The organism is Yersinia sp. 1652 StPb PI (assembly GCF_041538345.1).
GTDB classification, from domain to species: Bacteria; Pseudomonadota; Gammaproteobacteria; order Enterobacterales; family Enterobacteriaceae; genus Yersinia; species Yersinia enterocolitica_E.
In genome coordinates this window covers 3,245,516-3,269,340 of the sequence record NZ_JAULSM010000001.1, presented here as the reverse complement: position 1 = coordinate 3,269,340, position 23,825 = coordinate 3,245,516, and the positions used below count along the sequence as shown (strand labels likewise).

The following is a 23,825-nucleotide window of genomic DNA, read 5'->3' as shown; positions in this document are numbered from 1 at the left end:
TCTAACAAGAAATCAAATGTAATATCACTAATGTTTTGGAGATAAATAATACTTCACTCCTGTGGATAGAGACTTTTATTTTTTACCCCCTAATAATTTTCCCTTGCATGGAAATAATATCTTCTTCCAATAAATCATTATATTGTGTGCGGTCGGTTGTCTTGTCTTCTGTGATAAATAACCATATAGATGCATGATTTTTGGGCTGAAAAATCCCAGTATTGATTGTCGCATCTGTAATATTAAAAAGCTTTTTGAGATCATTTCTTGTATAGAGCTGGCCAACAACCAAGCTATCTGATGTTTGAATATTATTCATTTCTTTATTTTTTTAATCCCAATAAGTAGATAGAGTCCAGCCGATTTTTATATTTTCTGTATGCTTCCATCTGGATATTTTTTAACCCATACCCCATTAACCTTCACTGGTTCCGGCAATCCAAGATCTCTATTCTCTTGGGCTGCCTTGGCCACTGCTGCTGCCATCAGCCTGTTGGCTTCTTCTCTGCCAATTAGGTCGATAATAGACTTTGCCATATTGTTCTCCCCTGAAGGTTAATAGATACTAACCTAGCACTGTTTAGTATAAATACAAGCCGATAGGAGCGATATGGATACTATTTCACGAGAGCCTACAACTGTAGCTGTCATGCTGGTTGAGGAGTTTATGAACCCAATCAGCCTATACTTGCTGAAGGGCTTGGACTTTCTATTGAGCGGGTTAGGGCGATCTGTGAAGGAACTGATCGGATAAATTGTATTAGCTCAAACTCGACCTGACACTATTACATCACAGAGCTATACCTAATCTGACAGGCTGCTCTGTGCCAGAAGCAGACATTGTTAACTTCCATACTAATAACCGGGGAGCAGATCACTGCAAATTTGATGTTTTGAGATGGGTAATTAGCCCCTATTTCCCTTCTGTTTTTTTTCGAATTTTGTCACAACGTTACTCAACTATTTGGGTTCTTCTTTGAGATCTGAGTAATAGCAATTCTCTGGAACTGCTTTCCAGAATTCAGTTATTGTGTCAGCAAACTCTACAAATTGCTCTTCTGATACATGTAAATCATCATGGTTAGGTACGTTCTGTGTACCTCGAACATCGGTAGGGTGTGGATAGTACTCAGGATGATTGAATGATAGTGTTTGATGCGCAGGGCCGTCCCCATGCTTGTATACGTTTACTACCAAGTTACAAGTTTTGATCCTTTCTCCGTATCCGGTTCCATTGATTTTGAGGCCAATCCATTCGAGCAAATCAATAAGCTGATGGAAAGTTAAATTCCAGATCATGGGAGTAATTAATTCTCTTTTGCACCAGTTGCTTAGTTCTTTGATGGTGTGTTCTCTTAGTTTTTTATCAAACTGGTGGTACATTCCTGCTGTTACTGCCAACAACACGGTATTTTGCATCTCCAGAAGCGACCATGCATAATTAATTCCCTCGTGGTAGGCTTGCTCGTAGGCAGCCATTGGATCATCGTTATCAGGATCGAAATATTTTGCGGTAGCCTCCAAATACTGTTGTTCTCTCCTTTCTGCTTCTTGTTCTAAATCGCCAAACTGCGATAGAAGTCTACGCTTGGCCTCCGAAACGTAAAATTCATGAGGTTCAAGAAAGTATGGAAGGTCGGCTCTAGCGAGCCAGAAGGTGACAAAATTTTCTGATGACATACTTTTCCTCAATGGAATGATAGACAGTTGGCGATATGTTGACTCTGAAGATGATACATGACCTGTTTTAATCAACTAAATCTTCTAGAGGGCACTAGAAATCCACTCAGCCGCACTAGCAGATGCGGAAGCATGCCGGTAGATAACCACTCTAAATCTTTGACAGCTGAGTTTTAAGAAAAGTGCCTTTTCTGGGTTTTATCTATGTAAAGTAATTAGATGTGACCATAATTACTACTCTTTAAAATTTAACGATTGTAAAAAACGCAATAAAAGAAAATCATCTGGCGCTATAAAATTAACGTATCCATCTGGCTCAACATAACCTTGCGCTATTCTAGGATGACTTAGTGTCTCTTTAGGCAGTGGATGCTTGGAAAATGGGTTGTGTAAAATATATAACCCATCCGCTAGGTGTTCTACATAGTCACTTTTTGGGGTTTGATGAACTTCAGGATATAATGAGTTTTCCTTTGGAGTAAATGATGTATAAATCGTTAGAGCTGAAGGGTTGTCCGCAAGGGCTCTTACTTTTCCCCAAGTAGCTAAACTACTATAAATCACAGCACTTACATCCGAATATTCAGGTGTGCAGAATAACCCCATATCTATATTAACATTTTCTTTTTTTACTGCAGCGTCGACGTTATAAGAAATTATACTCTTTGACCCTGATTCAATGGTTGCTTCTTCATCATGGTATAGGCCATATAATGTTGCAAGTATGGGCCTAGATGCTGCAAAGTGCGCAAAAGGTCTGTCGAATGAAGCTATGGCGATTACAAAAGGTTTTTCTTTACATTGAGGAAGTAGAGAATATCTCGATCTTAATTTTTTAACCTTTGATATAAAGCTATTACTAAGTCGAATAGATGCTTCAGAATTAAATTTATTAAAATCTCTCGGCATATCTTCCTTACTGAAACCATGCGCTCCAAGGTCTCCTTGTGCTGGAAGTGCAATGGTTGCCTCAATGCAAAATTCTGGATCATGGACGACGAAGTCAGGAGCGTCGTATGAAAAGTCGTTCCTTAAGCCCAATTCTTTCAGATAAGCAAAAAGATATAACTCCCATAGGCAAGGTTCAAAACTTGTTTGAAATTCTTTAGCAAATTTATTGTCTCGGTTTTGAAATCCTTTTGCCCATTGGTTAATTACTTCTCTCTCCGGTTTGTAGCGTTCTTCTTTCATCATTATATATATTGGATGTTGTTTTTCTAAATGCACTACATCATCGAATAAATTAATATTGGACATTTTTTCCTCAGTAAAATGCTTTATTATAAGAGATATATGATAATGCATTAGAAAATATGTAAAATAAACTTACCTCACATTTTAAAAATTACGGTGTACTCAAAGGGGGGCTTTGAACTCTTAGATTGCATTGCACTGAGATGACAGATAATATTTTTTTACTTAACCCTTTGAATAACGGTGCATTAAGTAAATATCGAGTCATAGGTCGTTCATGATTGTCTTCAACTGCCGCTTTTCGCTCATAGCAGTCCCTCAGCACCACGTCCCGCCAAAAGCTGAAGTTGCTAAATTGGTTTATTTCTTCAATATGCAACATCACAACCATCCGACGCTCTCTCGCCACTTATGATTAGTAATTTTATCATTTTCGATTATTTTTTTAGAAATAGAGCGAGGTTCCCTTCCAAGGTAATCAGATATTTCTGTTGGGGACATGTCAAAATCTACTAGCATGACTCTTAGTTTTTCCATTTCCTTTAAAGTCCAAGGTTTACCATGATTTTCATAAAGAGAAATCTTATGGTTCCTAATTTCTCGCTTTCTCAGAGTTTCTTTTTCTCTCTGAAAAACTTCACTTTCAAATTGTGAATGGAATTCTTTGCTAAAGTTTTCATCAATTTCTTTAGAAAATAAATTGTTAAAAATAATTTTGGACGCCGCGTCTACATCAGGAGAATCAATAATAAAATATTTAATCTTTTCTAAATAAGGTTTTTCAATTTTACCCAAAATACTTAAGTCTTTAGCATTAAAAAAACCCCTTAAATCAAAAGATTTAATGAGCTTTGATTGGATTACACTTTCAATTTTAGTTGCATTTGAATAAGAGTAATTGGCCATTGGAAGGGCCCACACTACCAGTTGAGGGATATACTTTTCAAATCCAATGCTCTCCCATGTAGCATCAAAAGTCTGGTTTTTTGCTAATATATTTTTAGGTGAATCAAAATATAGTGTAGTTGAACCCCATATTTCATAATTCTTTGCCAAGGACTGATAGTATTTTATATGGTTTCGAATTTTGTAAGTTGACATAAGACAATAGACGTCATCATTGTGACCTGCATTGTAAATTGTTCGATTTCCTCTCAGATAGCCTTCATAATGTTCATTTATCCTTCTACCTACATTACAACTCACTCCAACATACACAACACGATTAAAAATCCCTTGATGAACGATAAGATAAACTCCACTACAGCCAGACTTTCTGGCATCTGATATAGAACCTAAAAATCTCCATTCCATTTTAAAATTCCATCTTTGCATTAAAGTTATTTACTTATCATTATTTAATAATGATATCAACCAGTTAAATTAAACCCTGATGAATTTTTTAGTCATGTACAGTTTTATTCACTATTACCAGTGATTGTACAGTGCTGTGATATACGAAATTTTGTCATCTGACTAGAGGCGATCATGTAGTGGTCAACAAAAACTGGCCACGGCTTTAGAGTTTTTCCAGAACAATCGTTCTGATTCATTCGGCGTCAAACCACCATTATATTGATGAGGTCTGAGCTGACTGTAATATCCCGTAATGTAATTCGTTATCGCTATGCTGGCTTCGCTAAAATTCACGTAGCCATTATCCGGTATCCACTCTGTTTTCAGGCTTCTGAAGAACCGTTCCATTGGGCTGTTATCCCAGCAATTCCCCCGGCGACTCAAGCTTTGCTTTATCTGATACCTCCACAGTAACTGCCTGAAATTCCTGCTGGTATAGTGACTGCCTTGATCCGAGTGATACAGTAAATTAGCCGGCTTTCCTCGCGCTTCCCAGGCCATGGACAGCGCTTTAGCTGTCAATGCAGAATCCGGGAAAAATGACATCGCCCAGCCAACCGGTTTACGGGAAAACAAATCGAGTACAACAGCCAGATAAGCCCAGCGTTTTCCCGTCCAGATATAAGTCACATCACCGCACCAGGCCTGATTAGGCTCGGTAACAGCAAACTGGCGATCCAGATAATTAGGGATCTCAATGTGTTCCTTAGACGCCTTCTTATAACGATGGCCAGGTTGCTAACAGCTGATAATATTGAGCGCTTTCATCAGCTTTGTTGCCCGCCAGCGGCTCAGTTTTATACCTTTGGTGGTGACCATCGCGGCAATGCTTCGCGCTCCTGCTGAGCCGTTACTTTCGCGATAAACTTCACGCACAAGGCTCAGTAATGCCACTCTCGTGGCGTCAGGCTTCCTGGGCTGCCGCCAGTATTTATAACTGCTGCGATGAACCCCAAACACGTTGCACACAACGGCAACAGGAAACCGCGCCCTGAGTTTCTCAACTAATGAGAATTGTTCAGGGAGTCCGACATCAAGAGCTCGGTAGCCTTTTTTAATATATCCCTTTCTATTTCAACGCGTTGAAGTCTTTTCTTCAACTCACGTATCTCAATCTGCTCAGGTGTCATGGGTGAAGCTATGGGTGATTTTCCCCCTCGCTCTTCTTTCAGTTGTCGAACCCATTTGTCCATCGTGGATTTGCCGACATTCATCGCAGTGGCAGCGGCAGCAACGGTGTAGTGCTGATCGAGTACAAGCTGGGCAGCTTCGAGGCGAAACTCGGGGCTAAAATTGCGTCTGTTACGTCCGGTCATAATGTCACCTGTTTTGACTATGAGGTGATGATATCACCTCTATTCAGGTGGCCAAATTCACTATGCCACTACAAAGTGCCTGATACACCTCAACCGACAATCACCGTAAGCACCCCCCTGGGATTGGCGAAAAGCGATGACATACCGACCCAACTCTCCATTGACGACTTTATCGAGGGATCAGAGATGAACTTAACTGATTCACTAGCCATTGAGTTAAGCAGTAGCGATAGTGACGTTGATACCGCCTATAAAGAAGCGTTAGTGCTATTTGAGCGGTCAATGTTGGGGGAGGTCAGCGATTCGGAAGTCTATTCAGGGGCGATGATAGCTGCTGATGGCGGTAGTCCCAATGGGATGTTGTTGGTTGGTATCTGCCATGCGGACGGTATTGCTGTTAGTGTTGATTATGATCTTGCTCATTACTGGTATTCAGTCGCCGGTGATGCGGGAAGTACTGAAGCCGCTTATCGAATGGGCGAAGTATATGAATTCGGTTGGGAGGGGGTCGCTACTGATCTGCCAACTGCTGCGGAATGGTATAAAAAAGCTGATGGCTTCATTCTTGCAACTGATGCCTTAAGACGAATAGATCGCCGTTTACTGATGGAGATTGATGTGACACAGCTGGCGTCACAACCCTTAGCCAAACTTTCCGCTTCATTGGACGTTCCGGAGATGGAAAGTATAGATAGTGATGAAGTCCTTAAGCTTCATGGCAAATTAAATGAGTTGCATGTCAGAGAGTGTTTTCTTCAGGCTAATTTGCAAGATTGGCTGGCAGAGCAAAACCACCCGCGTCGGGATACCGATAGTATTGCGTTACCATCTGGCCAGGTACTTGATATACAGCGTTCAGATAATTTGGTGCTACTTAATAGCCATTTGATCAGTTGTATCAGCAAAGCTGTCACCTCGCGTAAGCAATCTGGTACTGGAGAACTATTTGTTGGTGATTATCGGGGGATGGCCATTGAGGTATGCTCATCTGAAGATGCTTTACAGTTTAAACTTAAGGGGGTCAATGAACATTGTCCTGGCTCGTTGCGTTATGAAAAAGGGGTGAGAGAGAAATTTAAGCTACCAGAATTTATAATCAGTATCGGTGATTTTATTAAGAGTATTGACCAAAATTGCCAGCAAATAAAACAGCAATTGGTTGAGGTTCGTAACAATATTGATACGGTTAAGCTGGCTATAGAACAGGTTCAGGGGAATGTGAGTCCTGTAGTACAAAGCTCGCCAGTTCATCAGAATACTGATTCTAATAGTGGGGAGCGCCTGTCACGGCCCTCAAATCACTAATTAATTTGTAACCGTGAAAGACCATCATTTGAGGCTCAATTCAACTTGATGGTCTTTTGTCTGATGTTTTTTGTATAGTAGAAGTGTTAAGGTAATGAAGTGGAAATATATTAACTTTATGATTTAACATGAATTTAGCGAAGGCTAAGTTGTAACTACCTCCGCTTGTTATACCACAAACAGGAATAAGAGCTAATTTGAACCAAAAACTGTATAGTGTCGGTCAGTTAATCGTATAATAGTTTGAGCATTTCTGTGATTAGAGCTTAAATGAATTTAAACAGCAAGATTACGTACTTACTCGTTTGAGATAAAAAAACTTTCAATTTCTTCGGCAAGGCTGATTAATTTTATATCATTATCTATTGCCCCATTTAACTCAAAACCAACGTAATAATTATCATGAGTTTTGCCTGCTGGAATAGTAATGGCTGGTAGACCAGCATTACTTGCGGGTAATGTATTTCTTAAATAGGCATAATTCGATGAAACTTCCTTTCTATTTAAGATGGCAATGTCTTCATTGCTTGTAATTTCGGTTGCAAGAGCAATTGTAGTTGGAAAAGCAATTGCATCAATATCGTTATCAATAAATAGATTTGAAAATTTATCAATAAGTTTAATTCTTTCGTTATTCATTACACTATTATAATAATCGTAGTCTATCTTAAAAGTTGCATCTGGTGACATAAAACCAACAAGTAACTGTTTTATGCTATTAGATGATATTAATTTTACAAGTTTTGTCATGTCAGTTTCTGGATGATTATTTTTTAAGTAATTTGACATGGCAGGCCAAAATTCATAAAACCCAATAACTGTACCAACGATGTCATTTAGTTCATTTAACTCAGGGAAGTCTAGTTCAATAAAATCAAAGCCATTTGCCTTGAGAAGATCAATTCGCTTTTCCACAATGGCTAATATTTTATCATCTACACCATTGAAAAAGAAATCTCTCACTATTCCTATTCTCTTACTATGTGAGGGGGAAGGAGTAGTACAAAATTTTTCATCACAGAGTAAGGCATCAACAATTTTAATATCCTTAACTGAAGCTGCTATGATTCCTGGTACATCCCGACTGGGAGTTACAGGGGTAACTCCCAGTGTCGAATAACGATTTAAAGATGGGCGAAAACCAACAACTCCATTAAGTGCAGCAGGGATTCTGACAGAACCGGCAGTATCTGTACCAATAGCTATGGGAGATAAACCCATAGCTACAGCCACCGCACTTCCACCACTTGAACCACCTGCTATAAGAGATGGATTATGCGCATTTTTAACATGTCCAAATAAACAATTATGGGAGGTGGCTCCAAGAGAAAGTTCATGCATATTGGATTTACCAACGATAATCGCTCCATGAGATTTTAATTTCTCGATAATAATTGCATCTTTATTCGGAAAAAAATTTGAGAGTGCTAATGTTCCTGCTGTATTAGAAAAATCTTTTACATGGATGTTATCTTTAACGACGACGGGTATACCGTAAAGGGTGTGTCCCTTATGTTGTAGTTTGTACTCACTATCCTTGCTTTTTATAAGGCAATATATCTCATTATACTTTTCTGATATCATGACATTATTGTTTATTGCTATTTTGTAATTGTAATGACAGCGTTCAACAATGCTTTCTGGTGTGGCTATACCACTAGATATATCCTCTAACAATGTATCTAGCGTCATGTGCTTATTTTCCTTCACTATTATTTCCTTTAATTTATCAATTGATTTTTGAAGCCGAAATTTGTAATTCTACTTTTTGAATGAAATCGTTAATCCGTGGTGATGTTAACAAACAGACTGTTGGTAATTTTATTCCAAATTTTTTATTTATATTCATTACTAAATTTATTGCACTCAGAGAATGACCCCCAGAAAGGAAAAAGTGACTGTTTTCATTAGGTTTCACAAACAGTATACTCTCCCATTGGGCATGGATAAAACTTGCCACTTCACTTTCCTTTTCTGGACATGTATCTGAATTTTCATCTAAATTAATAGGGTGTGAGGATGGATGTATATTATTCTGGCTAAGATTTTCCTTTAAGTTTAGAATGAATTTTTTTCTGTCTAACTTTCCATTAGGCAATGATGGGAATTCTATTTCTTTAACGAAAGAAACCGGGATCATATATTCTGGAAGATGTTTGATAAGATATTTTTTTAATTTTGAAAAATCCAGATCATCATTGTTTAAGTTAACATGTGCGACAAGTTGTTCATTGCCGTTAATTAAAACAATAGACGAAGTTACTTCATTGCTAAATGTATTGATTACTTCTTCTATTTCTGTAAGGTCTATGCGAAGACCCCGTAACTTAACTTGGTTATCAACTCTTTCTATGAAATGATAGTTTCCTGCCTTGTCTCTTCTTACTAAGTCACCGCTTTTGTATCTGCGGTGACCACTGCTATCATTCAATGAGAATTTATCTGCAGATTTTGATTCTAACTTATAGTAACCATCACTGACACATGGTCCTTCAATAATTAATTCACTTATTTCATTATCAGATAGTTCAAATTTTACTTTAGGTATTGGTTTTCCTATTGGAAGAAATTTGCTTATAAGTACATCACCTGGCATGTAAATAAAGTAAGAACACTGGATAGTAGCTTCTGTAGGGCCATAAAGATTTATAACTGGTATGGATAACCGATTATGTATAATGTTGGCTAATCTTACTGATAGGGATTCTCCACCACAAAAAACCTTTTTTAGAGTAACCAACTCACTGATGTCGAAATTTTTTGTGATAAATTCTAGAACAGTAGGAACTAATTGTATCACCGTCACATTGTGTTTTTTTATATTTGTGACTATATCATATGGCGATGATTCGGAAATTACCATTTTGCAACCAAGCATTAAAGGGGCGAGATATTCCCAAATAGAAGCATCGAATGATGATGACGTTTTCTGTAGGAAAATATCATCGCGTAAAAAGTTAAAGGAACTTATAAACCATTTCATATGATGGGTTAAAGCAGTGAGAGGCACAACGACCCCTTTTGGCTGTCCGGTTGAACCTGAGGTATAAATCATATAAGCAGGAGAGCTGACATCCCTGCCTCTAGATATAAAGTGACCATTGAATTCTTGAAGGGATTGTATTGAAATAGCATCCCTTATATTGCTCGTGCTTACATTTTCATCAATAATAACAGCTTTTGCTTCAGAGTTGTCAAGACAGAAGTCGATTCTACTTTTAGGATAATTAGGATCCAAGGGCACATAGGCTGCACCTGATTTTAAAATCCCTAACATTGAAATAATCCATTTTGTAGATCTTTCCATATAAATCGCAACATAGTCTCCAACACCTATACCTCTAGAGTTCAAATTGTGAGCAATATTGTTGGATTGAGTTGATATATATTCAAAGTTGTAACTACCATATTTGTCAATAACGGCAGTTTTTTGAGATGATTTTTGGGCTACTTCATCAATAAATGAAAGTAAATATTCATCATTCATAAATATGTTTCCTTGGTTTTAAAAGCTAAATTTATATATGTGTATTGGATAAAACGTCTATTGGAGTGAGATATTTCTTGCTCGAATTCAGGTGGAATATGACGGAACATACATGGTGATAATAAAGTTGTCCATAGCACTGATAGTGAAATTGAGGGTTTAGTGTGGATTGTTATACTGATTTTTTTGATAAAGCAAGTATTTTATTTTGCTTGTCTTGCGGTAGTGCAGTAGTTTTATTTATTTGTTTCTTTAATGTTAATATTAAATTTCATTTATAATATTTATGCACTTTAGTTAATTATTTCTAATGTAATTTAATTTTCCTTCACTGAATACTTCAGATTAAATGGTTATTAATCAGTGGCATGAGCTTCTTAGAGGAAAGATAGCATATGCATATCTAACGTTAAGCATTAAAAAACACTTGCAATATTGTATACATATCGATAACAATTTAGGCCATAAAATGGAATTGTAGTGCGAAGAAAAGGAATAGTTATATGATGTTATTAATTGGATTGGCTGTCCTGATTTTTGGCTTTGCGCTAAGGTTTAATCCGTTATTAGTTATTACCGCCGCAGGGATCACTCCAGGCATATTTTACGGTGTTGATATAAGTGAACTCATTAGTGAGATAGGAAAATCATTCTCAAATAGTAGATATATGGGTTTAGTTTGGCTTTCATTGCCATTGGTAGCCATGTTGGAGAAACAAGGATTAAGAATAGAAGTACGAAACCTCGTTAAGAGAATAAAATCTGCTAGTGTTGGACGTGTCCTTTTTCTCTACCTATTTATTAGACAATTAACAACAGCAATTGGTTTAGCATCATTGGGGGGGCAGGCTCAGATAGTGAGACCAATACTTGTGCCAATGCTTGAGTTTTTATCTAGCCGGAGTGGAAAAGAACTTGATGACGACATTAAGGATACCTTAAGAGCTAAAGCTGCCTCGGTAGATAATGTTGGTGCTTTTTTCGGCGAATGTTTATTCATAGGTATGCCGGCTATATTACTTATAAAAAGTTTTTTAGCTAATTATGCTGTATATTTAGATCCTTTTAATATTATAATTTGGGCTATACCAACTGGTATTGTTTCATTATTTATACATGGGTATCGGATGCTATTAATTGATAAAAATTCCGTTTCCTTGATATAGATAAAGAGAATAAGAATGTATGATAACAATTGAGTTTGTATATATTATTATAGGCATCTTGTTTTTTATTTATGCGTTAACAAGTCTTTCAAATAAAAAATTAAGTGAGAGGAAAAGGGTTTGTCAGTTTCTTTTCTGGGGGGGGTATTCTGCAACATATTTTCTTCCGGGAAAAATATCAGATATGTATATTGGTGTTTTAGTTATATTTTTAGTCTTACTTTCATTAACTGATGTTTTTAAGGCGGAAAGTCAGGGTTGCGTTAACAATGAAATATCTAAAGTTGGAAAGGATACAAAACTAGGTAAATTAATATTTATTCCAGCGTTATCTGTTCCATTGATGACTATAACGGGTATTTTTATTTCAGATCATATATCCTTGATAGAAAAAGGAAGTGAAACCTTAGTGATGTTGTCTATTTCCACATGCTTAATATTCATAATTTGTATTTTTATATTTAGAGAGAAGCCTATACCAATATTTACTGCATCAGAACGTATCATGGGCACAATTGGTATAAATGTTCTTTTACCTCAAATGTTGGCTATGCTAGGAGGTGTTATTTTAGCTCTTGGCGTGGGTGGTTCCATAGCGGAGCACTTTGATAAATACCAAGAAATAATTGGAAAAAATGCATTAATTGTAGTTTACGCGATTGGGATGTTTCTTCTATCAGTAATTATGGGTAACGCATTTGCGGCTTTCCCTATTATGACTGCTGGTATTGGCATGCCTATTATTGTAGATGTTTATGGAGGGAATCCAGCATTGCTTTCTGTATTAGGAATGTTATGTGGCTTTTGTGGGACAATGTTAACACCGATGGCTGCTAACTTTAATATAATTCCGGAAAAACTTTTGGGAATTAAGAAAAAAGGATTAGTTATTAAAGAACAAGCTATGACCGCGATCGTTGTTCTTTTCTTTAATATTATTTTTATGATTTTTTATGTGTATAAATGAGAGCGCAATGAAAAAAGTATTAATTGTATGTTTCGAACCATTTGGTGGCGAACTTAGGAATCCTGCCTGGGATGTTTTGTCCACATTTAAATATAACAGTCGCGATGATGTTATATTAAGCAATATCGTATTACCCTGCACTTTCTCTGACAGCAAGAGTATTATTTTAGGCAGACTTAATAAAGAAGATTATGATGCTATTATTATTTTTGCGCAAGCAGGAGGACGATGGGATATTAATCTTGAAAGACTATCAATAAATTTCATTGACTCACCTATTCCTGATAACAATGGTATAAAAATTGTCGATGATGAAGTTGAGACAGAGGGTCCAAGCGCGTATTTCTCCACACTTCCTATAAAGAAAATTGTTAAGCAGTTACGAGATAATAACATTCCGGCAAGTGTATCTAATAACGCAGGGACTTTTTTGTGTAACTATATATTTTATACATTGCTTCACCATGCCGCAGAAAGTAAAAGAAAAACAAGTATTGGTGTAGTGCATATTCCATACACTCCCGAACAAGTTGTCTATAGACCTGGTGTACCATACATGTCAGAAGAGGTCATTGTAAAAGCATTGGTGCATATTATTACTAACTGTATATCTTAACTATTTGGATAGTATGATGTCTTATATTAATTGGTGTGATATGGATTTAGAGTGTCAAGATAAATATGAATCAGAGTTGATCGTCGATATAAAAAAAATGCTTAATGATCAAACTAAACCAGAAAACAATCTAGGTACATATACTACAACATTAATGGATGCAGACGTAAGTGAACTTTTTGAATCACTATTACCTTATAATAAGGTAAATCAACATGAGTATCCTAAAATAAAACAGATGGAGAACTATTGTCTGTCTTTTATGTTAGATATGATTCATGCTCAGTCTGGCGAAAAATCATTTGGTGTAAGTACAAATGGATCCAGCGAAGCCATTTTACTTGCTTGTATGTCTTGGAAGCACAATAACAACGTAAAGGATGTAAGTAATATAATTATAAGTAAGAACGCTCATTCTTCATGGATAAAGATAGCCAGTATACTTGGCTTAGAAATTAAAGAAGTTACTTTTGATGCCAGTTCCTTTGAAGATGATATGTTATCTGCAATAGATAATAAAACAATTGGCATTGGTGTAACTCTGGGAACAACGAGCACAGGTTTATTTGAACCTATTGAATTAATAAATGATTTTTTAGAAAGTTATAATGATAAATTTAATAGATTTATTCCAATACATGTAGATGCTGCAAGTGGAGGATTTATAGCCCCATTTAAGTATCCGGATTTTATTTGGGATTTTCGCCTTACCCACGTTGAGTCGATAAATATTTCAGGTCATAAATATGGAATGGTTTATCCGAGTGTAGGGTGGTTGTTTTGGAAGGATAAAGATAAAATCCCAAGAAATATGATAATTCCAGTTGAATATCTTAAAAATGACTTTACTCATATTGGTGTCAATTTTAGTGCTCCTGCCGCATACATAGTTGCTCAATATTACAATTTAAAAAGATATGGTTTTTTGGGGTATCAAAATAAAGTTTCTAATTTATATAGAATAAAATTGGAACTTGAACGTGAGCTGAAAAACATATCATTAGTTGTTGTTATTTCTGATGATGATAGATATAGACTTCCAGTTGTATGTTGGTCATATAAGAATCCAGATTTATATGAAGTAATTAGTAAAAGGTTTGATGAGCTTGGATGGGTTGTTCCACACTGTAAGATCTCAAGAGGAGATAATGAGCGTTGCTTCAGAATTGTTATTAGACATAATTTTGACAACATTCATTTTCAAAAGCTAATAGATGATTTGAAATTTATTCATACATTATAAATGAGGGATGATATGGCTGGTGATGTTTATGACTTGATTGGTATTGGTTTTAATGTTTCTAATGTAGGTCTTGCCATTTCTTTAAAGGAAAAGAAGGTGGATATATCGACTTTATTTATAGAGTCGGGTGTTAATTCTATGTGGCAACCAAATATGTTAATTCCTGGTACGGACATCCAGAATTCACCACATCGGGATTTAATAACACCAATTAATCCACGAAGTAAGTATACATTCATTAATTATCTATTTGAACATGATCGTCTATTTGAATATTTTAATCTAGGATTAAGTCATCCTTTTAGAACAGAATATTCGCGATATATTAAATGGTGCGCTGATGATTTTAGCCATAATGTCATTTACAATGAAACAGTTGACTCTATTACCATTGATGATGAGACAATAAATGGAATCAGATTGTATAAGTTGACTACGATTTCAGGTAGAGAATTTTTTGCTAAAAATATAGCCATTGGCACTGGGCGGGAAATAAATATTCCTAATGAGTTCAAAAATATTAATAATAAAAGGGTATTTCATTTAACTAGTTATGTTTCATCTTTAAAAAATCTATCTGCCTTAGATAAATTTAATGTTGCTGTTATTGGAACTAGTCAAAGTGCAATAGAAATAGTTTTGGATATAAAAAAATGTTATCCAAACTCTCATGTTACAAACATATCACGTGGTTTTGGTTACAAACTGAAAGATACCAGTCCATTTAGTTATGAAGTTTACTATCCAGAGTTTATTGATTTCTTTTATAATCTGGATAAAAGTCAGAAAAAAGAAGTTTCTCATCAGTTAAGGTCTACGAACTATTCAGCAGTAGATAGTGATGTACTTCATGAATTATATAATGGAATGTATGAAGATCGGATTGTTAATAATGAAAGAGTTTGTTTGTTAAGAAATAAAGTTATTGACTCGGTTGTTGATTATGGCTCAAGAATTGATTTGAGCATTTCAGATAAATATAAAGATGAAACCAAGTTATTAAGTTTTGATTTTGTTATTTTAGCTACTGGATTCAAAGATTATGAATTTAGCAATGATACTTGTGTAACTATACCATTACTAAACAATCTAGATTATATGTTTAAGAATGATGACGGGAACTATAATATTAGTAGAGACTACAAATTAAATCCAGTATACCGAAATGATGCAATTAAAGTTGGAAATATTTATTTAAATGGCTTATGTGAATCCACTCATGGGCTTGGTGATGCAGGCTCAATTAGTTCTGTTTCTATCCGGGCTAATGCTATTGCTTTGAGCATTGTTTCTAGCATACGAGAATTAGTGTGATTATGAAAAATATTATCTTTATAGATGCATCTCATGTTAGTGCAAAAGCATCGTATGACGCATGCCTAAACTTGGGCTTTAATCCTATTTTTATTGTTAATCCTGATTCTTATAAAGGGGATACTCTAAATGGTATACCGACGGATTGTTTGAAATATGCGGATACATCAGATTACAATAATATATTGATGATTATAGAAAATGAAGAGATTAATGATGTTGTGGCTGTGTTTTCTCTGACTGATCGCGCAATGAGGAATGCAATACTTGTAGGTTCTCATTTAAAAGCTGCCACTTTAGATAAAACGTTACTTTTCTTATTACAAAAAGAAACCGTTGGAAATATTATTCCAGACCATTCCCCGAAGACTATTTCATTTACAGTTGGAAATATAAAAAAGGAAAGGTTGTATGAAATGGTGAAATATAATGGCGTGATTGTTATTAAACCATCAGAAACCAGTGCAAGTATTGGTTCTTTTTTTATAAATTCAGATGATGATGTTGATAAGTTAAGCACATACATAAATGATAATTTTTCTGAAAAACTAGCGAAAGGAACATGGTTAGCACAGCAATGCATTGAAGGTGAATTTTTTAGTGTTGAGGGTTATGTCTGTAATGGTCATGTTGTTTTTTTAGGTATTACATATCGTAAACGGATAGAAAATACTTTAACTGCAGCGTATTTCCCTGGCGAGAAACATCTTAGTGAAAGTATTATTTCTAACGCTCAGTGTGCAGTGCGCAGTTTGGTTGTTAGGTCTGGATATAAAAATGGATATTTTCACTCAGAATTCATATCTAATAGTGATAAACCTTACCTTATTGATGCTAATTTTGGAAGAATTGCAGGTGGCTCAATATCTCAATTAATTGCGGATTCTTATTCAATTCCACTTGAAAAACTGATGCGGCATGTAATAAGTCTAAGTTTATTTTCTGTATCAGAAAGCGAATTCATTTACCCTGTTAAGCAAAGAGAACCGTGTCTCGGGATTACGTATGGTGTAAGTGAAAATTGTACTTTTGAGGAAGTTGTTATTCCTAACTCATTACAAAGTAGACATATTACTCTTTCTAGAAAGGGGGACAAACTTTATAAAACAGGAATTGATGGTGCTGGATGGGTTGGTATCCTTGCAGGAAAAGAGAGAGATGTGTTATTAGAAATTGAAGAAATAAAAATCAAAAACGATTCTGGTTTATTATTATACCCAGCTTGGTAGGAGTTTTTTATGTGCGGTTTTATATGTGAATATAAATTTTCAGGGAAAGTTCAGGTTTCTAAAGTTATTACAGCACTTAAAAGTTTGCAGCATAGAGGACCAGATGAGAGTAATGTATGGGTTTCAACGAGTAATAATGTTTCATTTGGCCACTCGAGGCTAAGTATTATTGGATTAAAATCAGGTCTTCAACCATTACTTAATAATGATGATACTCTAGTTACAGTAGTAAATGGTGAGTTTTACGACTATAAGGAAATAGCTCGAGAGTTTCCTCTTCACAAATTCAAGACTGAGTCTGACAGCGAACTTATTTTACCTATCTATGAACAGCTTGGTATCAGTGGTTTCCGTAAGTTACGTGGGGAATTTGCTTTTGTCATTTGGGATGAAAAAAACAAAAAAATAGTATCAGGCAGAGATAGGTTTGGAGTTAAACCACTTTATTATACGATAACTGATGATTCAGTTATCTTAGCTTCTGAGATCAAGGCTATTATTGCGTTGGGAGTAAAGCCTATTTGGAACCCATCTGCTATTCATGGTTCTGAAAGAATGCTTTATCCAAACAAAAAATCTTGTTTTAAAAATATATATCAGGTACCACCAGGCCATGTGTTGACAGTAAGTGAAAATGAAGGTGTTTCTATTACTCCTTACTGGGAAAAAAGTGCTAGCAGCATAAGTGAAAATTTAGATGATTCTCAGCTAATTTCTACTTTCCGGGATAAATTTGATAATGCAGTAGAAACTAGATTGAAAGCTGATGTTAAAATCGCTTGTTACTTAAGTGGTGGGATTGATTCCTGTGCGGTTTTAGGGACATCGCAGTATATAACTGGAACCGCTCCAGAATCGTTTACTATAGCTTTCGATGATGATAATTATAGTGAGTTAGAACGAGCAAAACTTCAAGCAAACTATGTAAATTCTCATTTAAATGTTTTAGAAGTGTCTGAACAAGACATTGTCAATAATTATGAAAGAGCAATTCATTCATTTGAAGTTCCTTTCGGAAATACGCATGGAATTGCAAAAGTTTTGCTTAGCGAAGAAGTGCGCAAGCATGGTGTTAAGGTTGTACTTACAGGTGAGGGCGCGGATGAAGTTCTTGCTGGTTACCCTCATATTCGCGAAGATATGTTTAGATTTGAGCGAGGGTCGCTTTCTGAGCATGAAGGGTTGAGATATCTAAAGGAAATGTATAATGACTATTCAAAATTTCCAGGTTTTCTTATCCAAGGTAATGTTGAGAAAGACTTAGATGCATTTGGTGCTATATGGGGATATGTTCCTGGTATGTTGCGCACTGGCTCTCAAAGAGGGAGCATATTCTCTACCCTATATCGGAATAAGTATCTATCTTATCATCACATGGCTAAGCCATATAGTGACATATTGACTCATGTTGAGTGGCTGAAGAATCGTGATTATGATATTGTTCATCGCTCTCTTGACCTGTGGCAAAATACTGTACTCCCATCTTATATATTAACCGTTCTTGGTGATAGGGCAGAAATGGCTAATTCTGTCGAGGGTAGGGTCCCTTTCTTAGATCATCATCTTTTTGAATATTTAATGAATGTTCCTACTAGGTTAAAAATATCAGGAAAAATCGAAAAATTTATACTCAGAGAGGCTATGCGAGAACGTGTACACCCTGATATTCTTAGCCAAACTAAAATGCCTTTTATGTCACCGCCAGCTAAAATCACCAAAAACTCCTCTCCACTAAGAGAGTATATGGGTGATATATTTAATACTAAATACTTAGATGAACAGCCTTTTTATAGCCCTATGAAAACGCGAAAATTATTTGATAGTGTTAACTCAATGCCTGTCTCCCAACGCTTGGAAACTGATAGAATATTGACCTTTATTCTTTCTGTTTGTGTGATGCAAAAAGTTTTCGGATTCAGTACTGATGGAGAGTTCTAATGTCATCTTGTGTTGTTTGTTCAATTTCTAGTAGAAAATTAGATGCTTGTATCATTTTTGAGAATGACAATCTAATTTGTTTTTTAGATCATGTCCCTATAAATGAAGGGCATGTTCTAATATGCCCCAAGAAACATTACCCCAATATTACTGACTTGCCTGATAATCTTCTTTTTGAAATATTCTTAATGGCTAAAAAAGTTTCTTTTTTTTTAGAGGAAAGATTTGGCTGTGATGGTGTTTCCTTATTGCAAAATAATGGTCATTTTAATGATCTAGGTCACTTCCATCTTCATGTATTCCCTCGTTTTATAAATGATGGTTTTTCATGGAATTCGTTGAATAATGAGGCGAAAAATGTCACAGAACTTTTTAATTCAATGAATAAGTTCTCTGATTTTTAATTTTTTCCTATGTGGAGTATGGTGTTATTATCCTTACTCCTCTTTTATGTTCCGACTGTTAATTTAATTTCTGGTATATTAGTTATTGTCAGCGACCGATTCATCTATTATCAATCGTAGCCTTCAGTATTTCCTATGGTGTAGTGGCATAGTTAATTTGGCCACCTGAATAGAGGTGATATCATCGCCTCATAGTCAAAACAGGTGACATTATGACCGGACGTAACAAACGCAATTTTAGCCCCGAGTTTCGCCTCGAAGCTGCCCAGCTTGTACTCGATCAGCATTACACCGTTGCCGCCGCTGCCACGGCAATGAATGCCGGTAAATCCACGATGGATAAGTGGGTTCGGCAGTTGAAAGAAGAACGAGGAGGGAAATCACCCGTAGCGTCACCCATGACACCTGAGCAGATTGAAATACGCGAGCTGAAGAAAAGACTTCAACGCGTTGAAATGGAAAGAGATATATTAAAAAAGGCTACCGCGCTCTTGATGTCAGACTCCCTGAACAGTTCTCGTTAGTTGAGAAACTCAGGGCGCGGTTTCCTGTTGCCGTTGTGTGCAACGTGTTTGGGGTTCATCGCAGCAGCTATAAATACTGGCGGCAGCCAAAGAAGCCTGATGCCGCACGCGTGGCATTACTCAGTCTTGTTCGTGAAAGCTATCGCGAAAGTAATGGCTCCGCAGGTGCACGTAATATTGCCGCGATGGTCACTACCAAAGGCGTAAAACTGAGCCGCTGGCGGGCAACAAAGCTAATGAAAGAACTTAATCTCATCAGCTGTCAGCAGCCTGGTCATCGATATAAAAAGGCGTCTAAGGAACACGTAGAGATCCCCAATTATCTGGAACGCCAGTTTGCAGTAACAGAGCCTAATCAGGTCTGGTGCGGTGATGTGACTTATATCTGGGCGGGTAAACGCTGGGCTTATTTAGCCGTTGTGCTTGATTTGTTTTCCCGTAAACCAGTTGGCTGGGCGATGTCATTTTTCCCGGACTCTGCACTGACAGGTAAAGCGTTGTCGATGGCTTGGGAAGCGCGAGGAAAACCCGCTAATTTGCTGTATCACTCGGATCAAGGCAGCCACTATACCAGCAGGAATTTCAGACAGTTATTGTGGCGATATCAGATAAAGCAAAGCCTGAGTCGCAGAGGGAATTGCTGGGATAACAGCCCCATGGAACGTTTTTTTAGAAGTCTGAAAACGGAGTGGGTACCGGATAATGGATACGCTAATTTTAGCGAAGTCAGGACAGCGATAACGAATTACATAACTGGATATTACAGCCAGCTCAGACCTCATCAATATAATGGTGGTTTGACGCCAAATGAATCAGAGCGATTGTTCTGGAAAAACTCTAAAGCCGTGGCCAGTTTTGCTTGACCACTACACGTGTGGCATCGCTGCGGATACTGGCCACGGTTTTATGGATGATTTTAGAAAGTTGTTCGGCAGTCATTAAGTCTTGCATAAGCACTCCATCTTGCGACCATGTTTCTTGCGTTAGATCGCATCGGGTTTCACATGAGTGCAATACTTGCAGAGTGATTAAAAGACATCGCGGTAGAGGAACAGGAAAAATCTTACACTAAATCTTGATGTTACTACGCCACAATCTTGCCACACTTATAACGCACAATACTGCTATTCAACCTCGTGTTCTGCAATTCTTTGTTTGTATAATATTTTGATTTTTATTGAAAATATAGTATCAACCCCAGTTCGTACCAGAGTTTAAATTGGCTTTGCCAATGCGCTGATCAGCCGCCTGGAAAAGAAACTCATCGCCCGTGGCTGCCCGAAGCTGAATATCATGGTGCGCGAAGACAATGACGCGGTAATTGGCATGTATGAAAAGCTCGATTACGAGACGCAAGACACGATTATGCTAGGCAAGCGGCTGATTGTTGATCAGGAATATTAAGGTCGCCCTTTTGGCCTCACCCTTAATATGGTAATAACCCTATCCCCAAAAGCTGATAAAGCCGCAGAGGATAGGGTAAAGATTAATTACTTAATCTTGGTAATACTTTTCACATCAACTTCTACCGAGTTCCAGTCTTTATCAACTTCGCCTTCGATTTGGACTTTATCTTGTGGCGAGATGGTTTGACCGTTCCAGCGCTTGTTATCAATATCAACGGTAATGGTACCGGTGCTGTCGCGGAAGGTGTAAGTATCGTGGCCAAGGCGCTCGACAATATTCCCTTGCAGAGTGACATGGGTGTCATCACGCATGGTTTTGACTTTATCTACCGTGGTATTGGCCGCACTCGGACCCGCAAATCCGCCCTGAGCCGTCGGTTGTGTCTGTGTTGCTGCCGGGCCATCGAAGCCCCCTTGTGCTGTGGCACTCTGTGCCAGCAATGGCGTGCTGCATAACATAACCAAGGTTGCCGCTAAGGTTAATTTCTTCATTTTATTGCTCCTTCAATGCATGAATCATTACGTTTGAAAACAAAAACTACACAAGCCTTTGTGGTACCCAATAGTAGACCAAATTTGCGTTAAGGCGTGCTGAAGTATTGCAATACGATGGCCGCGAGTCTATCCGATTAGACCTATTTATTGGTTATAACAATTAAAGCCGGTAGTGTTATGGCACTTTTTTAGCTGTGTGGACTCAAACCACTGGTTATCATTTTTAAACTGCGCATGTAGATGCCCTCTGTAACTTGTACAATGCAGAACAGCTTACCGGATGCGGTGGTTTTATAAGGAGCTTTAGATGAATATTCGCCCACGGTTATCTGGGGTGAGATTGTTATTACTGGGTGCCCCTTTGTTGTTAGCCGGGTGCTCAACCACGTCAGGTTTTTCCTGGTCCAGTCTGTCACCACTGAATTGGTTTGGCAGCAGCAGTATGCAGGTGACTGATCAGGGGGTTGGTGGAATTACCGCCACTACTGCGTTGACTGAGAGTGATATCAAAGAGGGGTTAAAAGGCGATTTCCGGCTGCGTAGCGGTATGGCGACCAACGACGGTAAATTGATTTCCTTCTATCAGGCGATGAAAGAGAACCAAATCAAACTGGTTATCTCAGGGCAACCGAAAGGCACGGTAGAGCGCATTGATGTTATGGATAAGTCTATTCCCAGCCAATGGGGTGTTACGATTGGTACACCATTCAGTGAACTATATAAAAAAGCCTTTGGTGTTTGCCGCAAAGGCAGCGGTGATGATAGTGCGCAAATAGAGTGTGCGGCACCGGACAGCAAGCACGTCAGCTATTTATTTGATGGCGACTGGCATGGTCCTGAAGGTTTAATGCCATCCGATGATACATTGCAAAGTTGGAAAGTGAGCAAGATTATCTGGCGAGCTAAAGGCGAATAACCATCCCTTGGTTCCTGACGTTATAGCAGTGTTAGCGGCACTCATTACTCGGCCCATTATTTGGGCATCTGAAGGTGAGGCCGCTGCAAACCGCGTCCAAATTGGCTTCTGGCAGATTTATCATTACTAGCTAATAATATTCCCACCTTTGGTCTCACTTCCTCTGCCTAAATTTATTTTGCGTTGCCGCAAGGTAATCCTAATCGGTTCAGCTATTATATTCGCCATAATTAATACCGATATTTTGTGAGGAACCAAACATGACTCAAGTTCAGAGTGGCATTCTGATGGAACATTGTCGTTTTGCCATTTTTATGGAAGCAAAAGTACAGGGCGAGCTAGATGCTATTCGTCAGGGGTGCAAACAATTCTGTCAGTCATTGCAGGAGTTACAGCAAAAATTTCCTAACGAGTATTTAGGTGCTGTGATTGCTTTTGGTTCTGATATTTGGCATGACCTATCCGGTGGTAAAGGGGCTAATGAGTTAAAACCTTTTGTGCCATTAGGCAAAGCACCAATGGTTGCCCCCGCAACACAACGCGATTTATTGATTCATATTCAGTCATTGCGTCAGGATATCAACTTTACTTTAGCCCAGGCCGCGATGGCTGCTTTTGGCGATGCCATCACCGTTGAAGAAGAGACACATGGTTTTCGCTGGGTAGAAGAACGTGATTTTACTGGTTTTATTGATGGCACCGAAAACCCACAAGGGGAAAGCCGCTCGGAAGTGGCGGTGATTGCGGATGGTGAAGAAGATGCCGGTGGCAGCTATGTGTTAGTACAGCGTTATGAGCACGACCTGAAAAAATGGCAGCGTATTCCTGAACATAAGCAAGAGCAAATTGTTGGGCGTACCAAGCATGCTAGCGAAGAATTGCCATCAGATAAGCGCCCGGAGACCTCCCATGTTAGCCGGGTCGATTTAAAAGAAAATGGCAAAGGATTGAAAATTCTGCGTCAAAGCTTGCCTTACGGTACCGCCAGTGGCAAACACGGTTTGTACTTTATTGCTTATTGCGCACGCTTACATAATATCGAACAACAATTATTAAGTATGTTTGGCGCGATAGACGGTAAGCACGATCTGTTATTAGGTTTCAGTAAGCCAGTAACCGGTAGTTATTACTTCGCACCGTCGCTGACTCAATTATTATCGCTGTAATGACGAAAGGCTGAAGGGCCGGTTTTTCGCAACCGACAATTTTTACTCAATAAGTCTTTGCTATCACCCGGTGCCGGTTGGCCGGGTTTTTTAATGGGCAAAA

The 23,825-nt window shown here is 37.7% G+C and carries 20 protein-coding genes and 2 pseudogenes; 13 read left to right on the top strand and 9 right to left on the bottom strand.

The window, feature by feature from the left end; genetic code table 11:
• Window positions 1-82: 82 nt before the first annotated feature.
• The 6 genes and pseudogenes from Q2T71_RS14925 to Q2T71_RS14900 form a co-directional block, all read right to left on the bottom strand.
• On the bottom strand, window positions 83-319 hold the full coding sequence (locus Q2T71_RS14925; RefSeq protein ID WP_372559607.1) for a hypothetical protein: 237 nt from the start codon (window positions 317-319) through the stop codon (window positions 83-85).
• A gap of 47 nt (window positions 320-366) precedes the next feature.
• On the bottom strand, window positions 367-537 hold the full coding sequence (locus Q2T71_RS14920) for a hypothetical protein (protein ID WP_155410774.1): 171 nt from the start codon (window positions 535-537) through the stop codon (window positions 367-369).
• 423 nt (window positions 538-960) lie between these two features.
• Window positions 961-1,680, bottom strand: a complete 720-nt coding sequence (locus Q2T71_RS14915; protein WP_372559606.1) for a hypothetical protein — start codon at window positions 1,678-1,680, stop codon at window positions 961-963.
• Between the two features lie 234 nt (window positions 1,681-1,914).
• Window positions 1,915-2,937, bottom strand: a complete 1,023-nt coding sequence (locus Q2T71_RS14910; protein ID WP_372559605.1) for a glycosaminoglycan attachment site — start codon at window positions 2,935-2,937, stop codon at window positions 1,915-1,917.
• Between the two features lie 318 nt (window positions 2,938-3,255).
• The gene (locus Q2T71_RS14905; RefSeq protein ID WP_372559604.1) at window positions 3,256-4,188 is read right to left on the bottom strand and encodes a GIY-YIG nuclease family protein; all 933 of its coding nucleotides are present in this window, start codon (window positions 4,186-4,188) and stop codon (window positions 3,256-3,258) included.
• Window positions 4,189-4,371: 183 nt separating this feature from the next.
• Window positions 4,372-5,546: pseudogene (locus Q2T71_RS14900) on the bottom strand (IS3 family transposase).
• 186 nt (window positions 5,547-5,732) lie between these two features.
• Between Q2T71_RS14900 and Q2T71_RS14895 the strand changes: the two are divergent.
• A complete protein-coding gene (locus Q2T71_RS14895; protein WP_372559603.1) occupies window positions 5,733-6,851 on the top strand; it encodes a tetratricopeptide repeat protein in 1,119 nt (372 codons plus the stop codon).
• Window positions 6,852-7,148: 297 nt separating this feature from the next.
• Here the strand turns inward: Q2T71_RS14895 and Q2T71_RS14890 are convergent, their stop codons facing one another.
• Window positions 7,149-8,561, bottom strand: coding sequence for an amidase family protein (locus Q2T71_RS14890; protein WP_050286293.1), 1,413 nt, complete (start codon window positions 8,559-8,561; stop codon window positions 7,149-7,151).
• 19 nt (window positions 8,562-8,580) lie between these two features.
• Window positions 8,581-10,338, bottom strand: coding sequence for a non-ribosomal peptide synthetase (locus Q2T71_RS14885; protein WP_050286294.1), 1,758 nt, complete (start codon window positions 10,336-10,338; stop codon window positions 8,581-8,583).
• Between the two features lie 503 nt (window positions 10,339-10,841).
• Between Q2T71_RS14885 and Q2T71_RS14880 the strand changes: the two genes are divergently transcribed.
• From Q2T71_RS14880 to Q2T71_RS14835, 10 genes and pseudogenes are all read left to right on the top strand, one after another.
• Window positions 10,842-11,504, top strand: a complete 663-nt coding sequence (locus Q2T71_RS14880) for a 5-oxoproline transporter, DUF969 family subunit (RefSeq protein ID WP_050286296.1) — start codon at window positions 10,842-10,844, stop codon at window positions 11,502-11,504.
• Window positions 11,505-11,523: 19 nt separating this feature from the next.
• The gene (locus Q2T71_RS14875; RefSeq protein ID WP_050286298.1) at window positions 11,524-12,471 is read left to right on the top strand and encodes a 5-oxoproline transporter, DUF979 family subunit; all 948 of its coding nucleotides are present in this window, start codon (window positions 11,524-11,526) and stop codon (window positions 12,469-12,471) included.
• Between the two features lie 7 nt (window positions 12,472-12,478).
• Window positions 12,479-13,087: a pyroglutamyl-peptidase I gene (locus Q2T71_RS14870; protein WP_050286300.1), complete on the top strand. Its 609-nt coding sequence runs from the start codon at window positions 12,479-12,481 to the stop codon at window positions 13,085-13,087.
• Between the two features lie 16 nt (window positions 13,088-13,103).
• Window positions 13,104-14,330: an aminotransferase class V-fold PLP-dependent enzyme gene (locus Q2T71_RS14865; RefSeq protein WP_219648262.1), complete on the top strand. Its 1,227-nt coding sequence runs from the start codon at window positions 13,104-13,106 to the stop codon at window positions 14,328-14,330.
• Between the two features lie 12 nt (window positions 14,331-14,342).
• Window positions 14,343-15,644: a SidA/IucD/PvdA family monooxygenase gene (locus Q2T71_RS14860; protein WP_372559602.1), complete on the top strand. Its 1,302-nt coding sequence runs from the start codon at window positions 14,343-14,345 to the stop codon at window positions 15,642-15,644.
• A gap of 2 nt (window positions 15,645-15,646) precedes the next feature.
• Window positions 15,647-16,873, top strand: coding sequence for an acetyl-CoA carboxylase biotin carboxylase subunit family protein (locus tag Q2T71_RS14855; RefSeq protein WP_372559601.1), 1,227 nt, complete (start codon window positions 15,647-15,649; stop codon window positions 16,871-16,873).
• Window positions 16,874-16,882: 9 nt separating this feature from the next.
• Window positions 16,883-18,811 carry an asparagine synthase (glutamine-hydrolyzing) gene (gene asnB, locus Q2T71_RS14850; RefSeq protein WP_372559600.1) on the top strand — a complete coding sequence of 643 codons (1,929 nt, stop codon included), beginning with the start codon at window positions 16,883-16,885 and terminating at the stop codon, window positions 18,809-18,811.
• Window positions 18,811-19,215: an HIT family protein gene (locus Q2T71_RS14845; protein WP_219658304.1), complete on the top strand. Its 405-nt coding sequence runs from the start codon at window positions 18,811-18,813 to the stop codon at window positions 19,213-19,215. Before asnB ends, Q2T71_RS14845 begins: the two co-directional genes overlap by 1 nt.
• A gap of 212 nt (window positions 19,216-19,427) precedes the next feature.
• A protein-coding gene (locus Q2T71_RS14840) for an IS3 family transposase (protein ID WP_372559599.1) occupies window positions 19,428-20,602 on the top strand; the annotation gives its coding sequence in 2 pieces (ribosomal slippage) (window positions 19,428-19,695 and window positions 19,695-20,602; 1,176 coding nt in all).
• Window positions 20,603-20,960: 358 nt separating this feature from the next.
• A pseudogene (locus Q2T71_RS14835) lies at window positions 20,961-21,143 on the top strand (GNAT family N-acetyltransferase); the annotation flags it as partial.
• An 86-nt stretch (window positions 21,144-21,229) separates the two neighbouring features.
• Here the strand turns inward: Q2T71_RS14835 and Q2T71_RS14830 are convergent.
• The gene (locus tag Q2T71_RS14830; RefSeq protein ID WP_372559598.1) at window positions 21,230-21,637 is read right to left on the bottom strand and encodes a YgiW/YdeI family stress tolerance OB fold protein; all 408 of its coding nucleotides are present in this window, start codon (window positions 21,635-21,637) and stop codon (window positions 21,230-21,232) included.
• 310 nt (window positions 21,638-21,947) lie between these two features.
• Here Q2T71_RS14830 and Q2T71_RS14825 point away from each other — a divergent pair, with 310 nt between their 5' ends.
• Together Q2T71_RS14825 and Q2T71_RS14820 are read left to right on the top strand one after the other, a co-directional pair.
• The gene (locus Q2T71_RS14825; protein ID WP_372559597.1) at window positions 21,948-22,556 is read left to right on the top strand and encodes an RpoE-regulated lipoprotein; all 609 of its coding nucleotides are present in this window, start codon (window positions 21,948-21,950) and stop codon (window positions 22,554-22,556) included.
• Between the two features lie 260 nt (window positions 22,557-22,816).
• Window positions 22,817-23,722 (top strand): Dyp-type peroxidase, encoded by a 906-nt coding sequence (locus Q2T71_RS14820; RefSeq protein WP_372559596.1) that lies wholly within the window; start codon window positions 22,817-22,819, stop codon window positions 23,720-23,722.
• The last annotated feature ends 103 nt before the right edge of the window (window positions 23,723-23,825 follow it).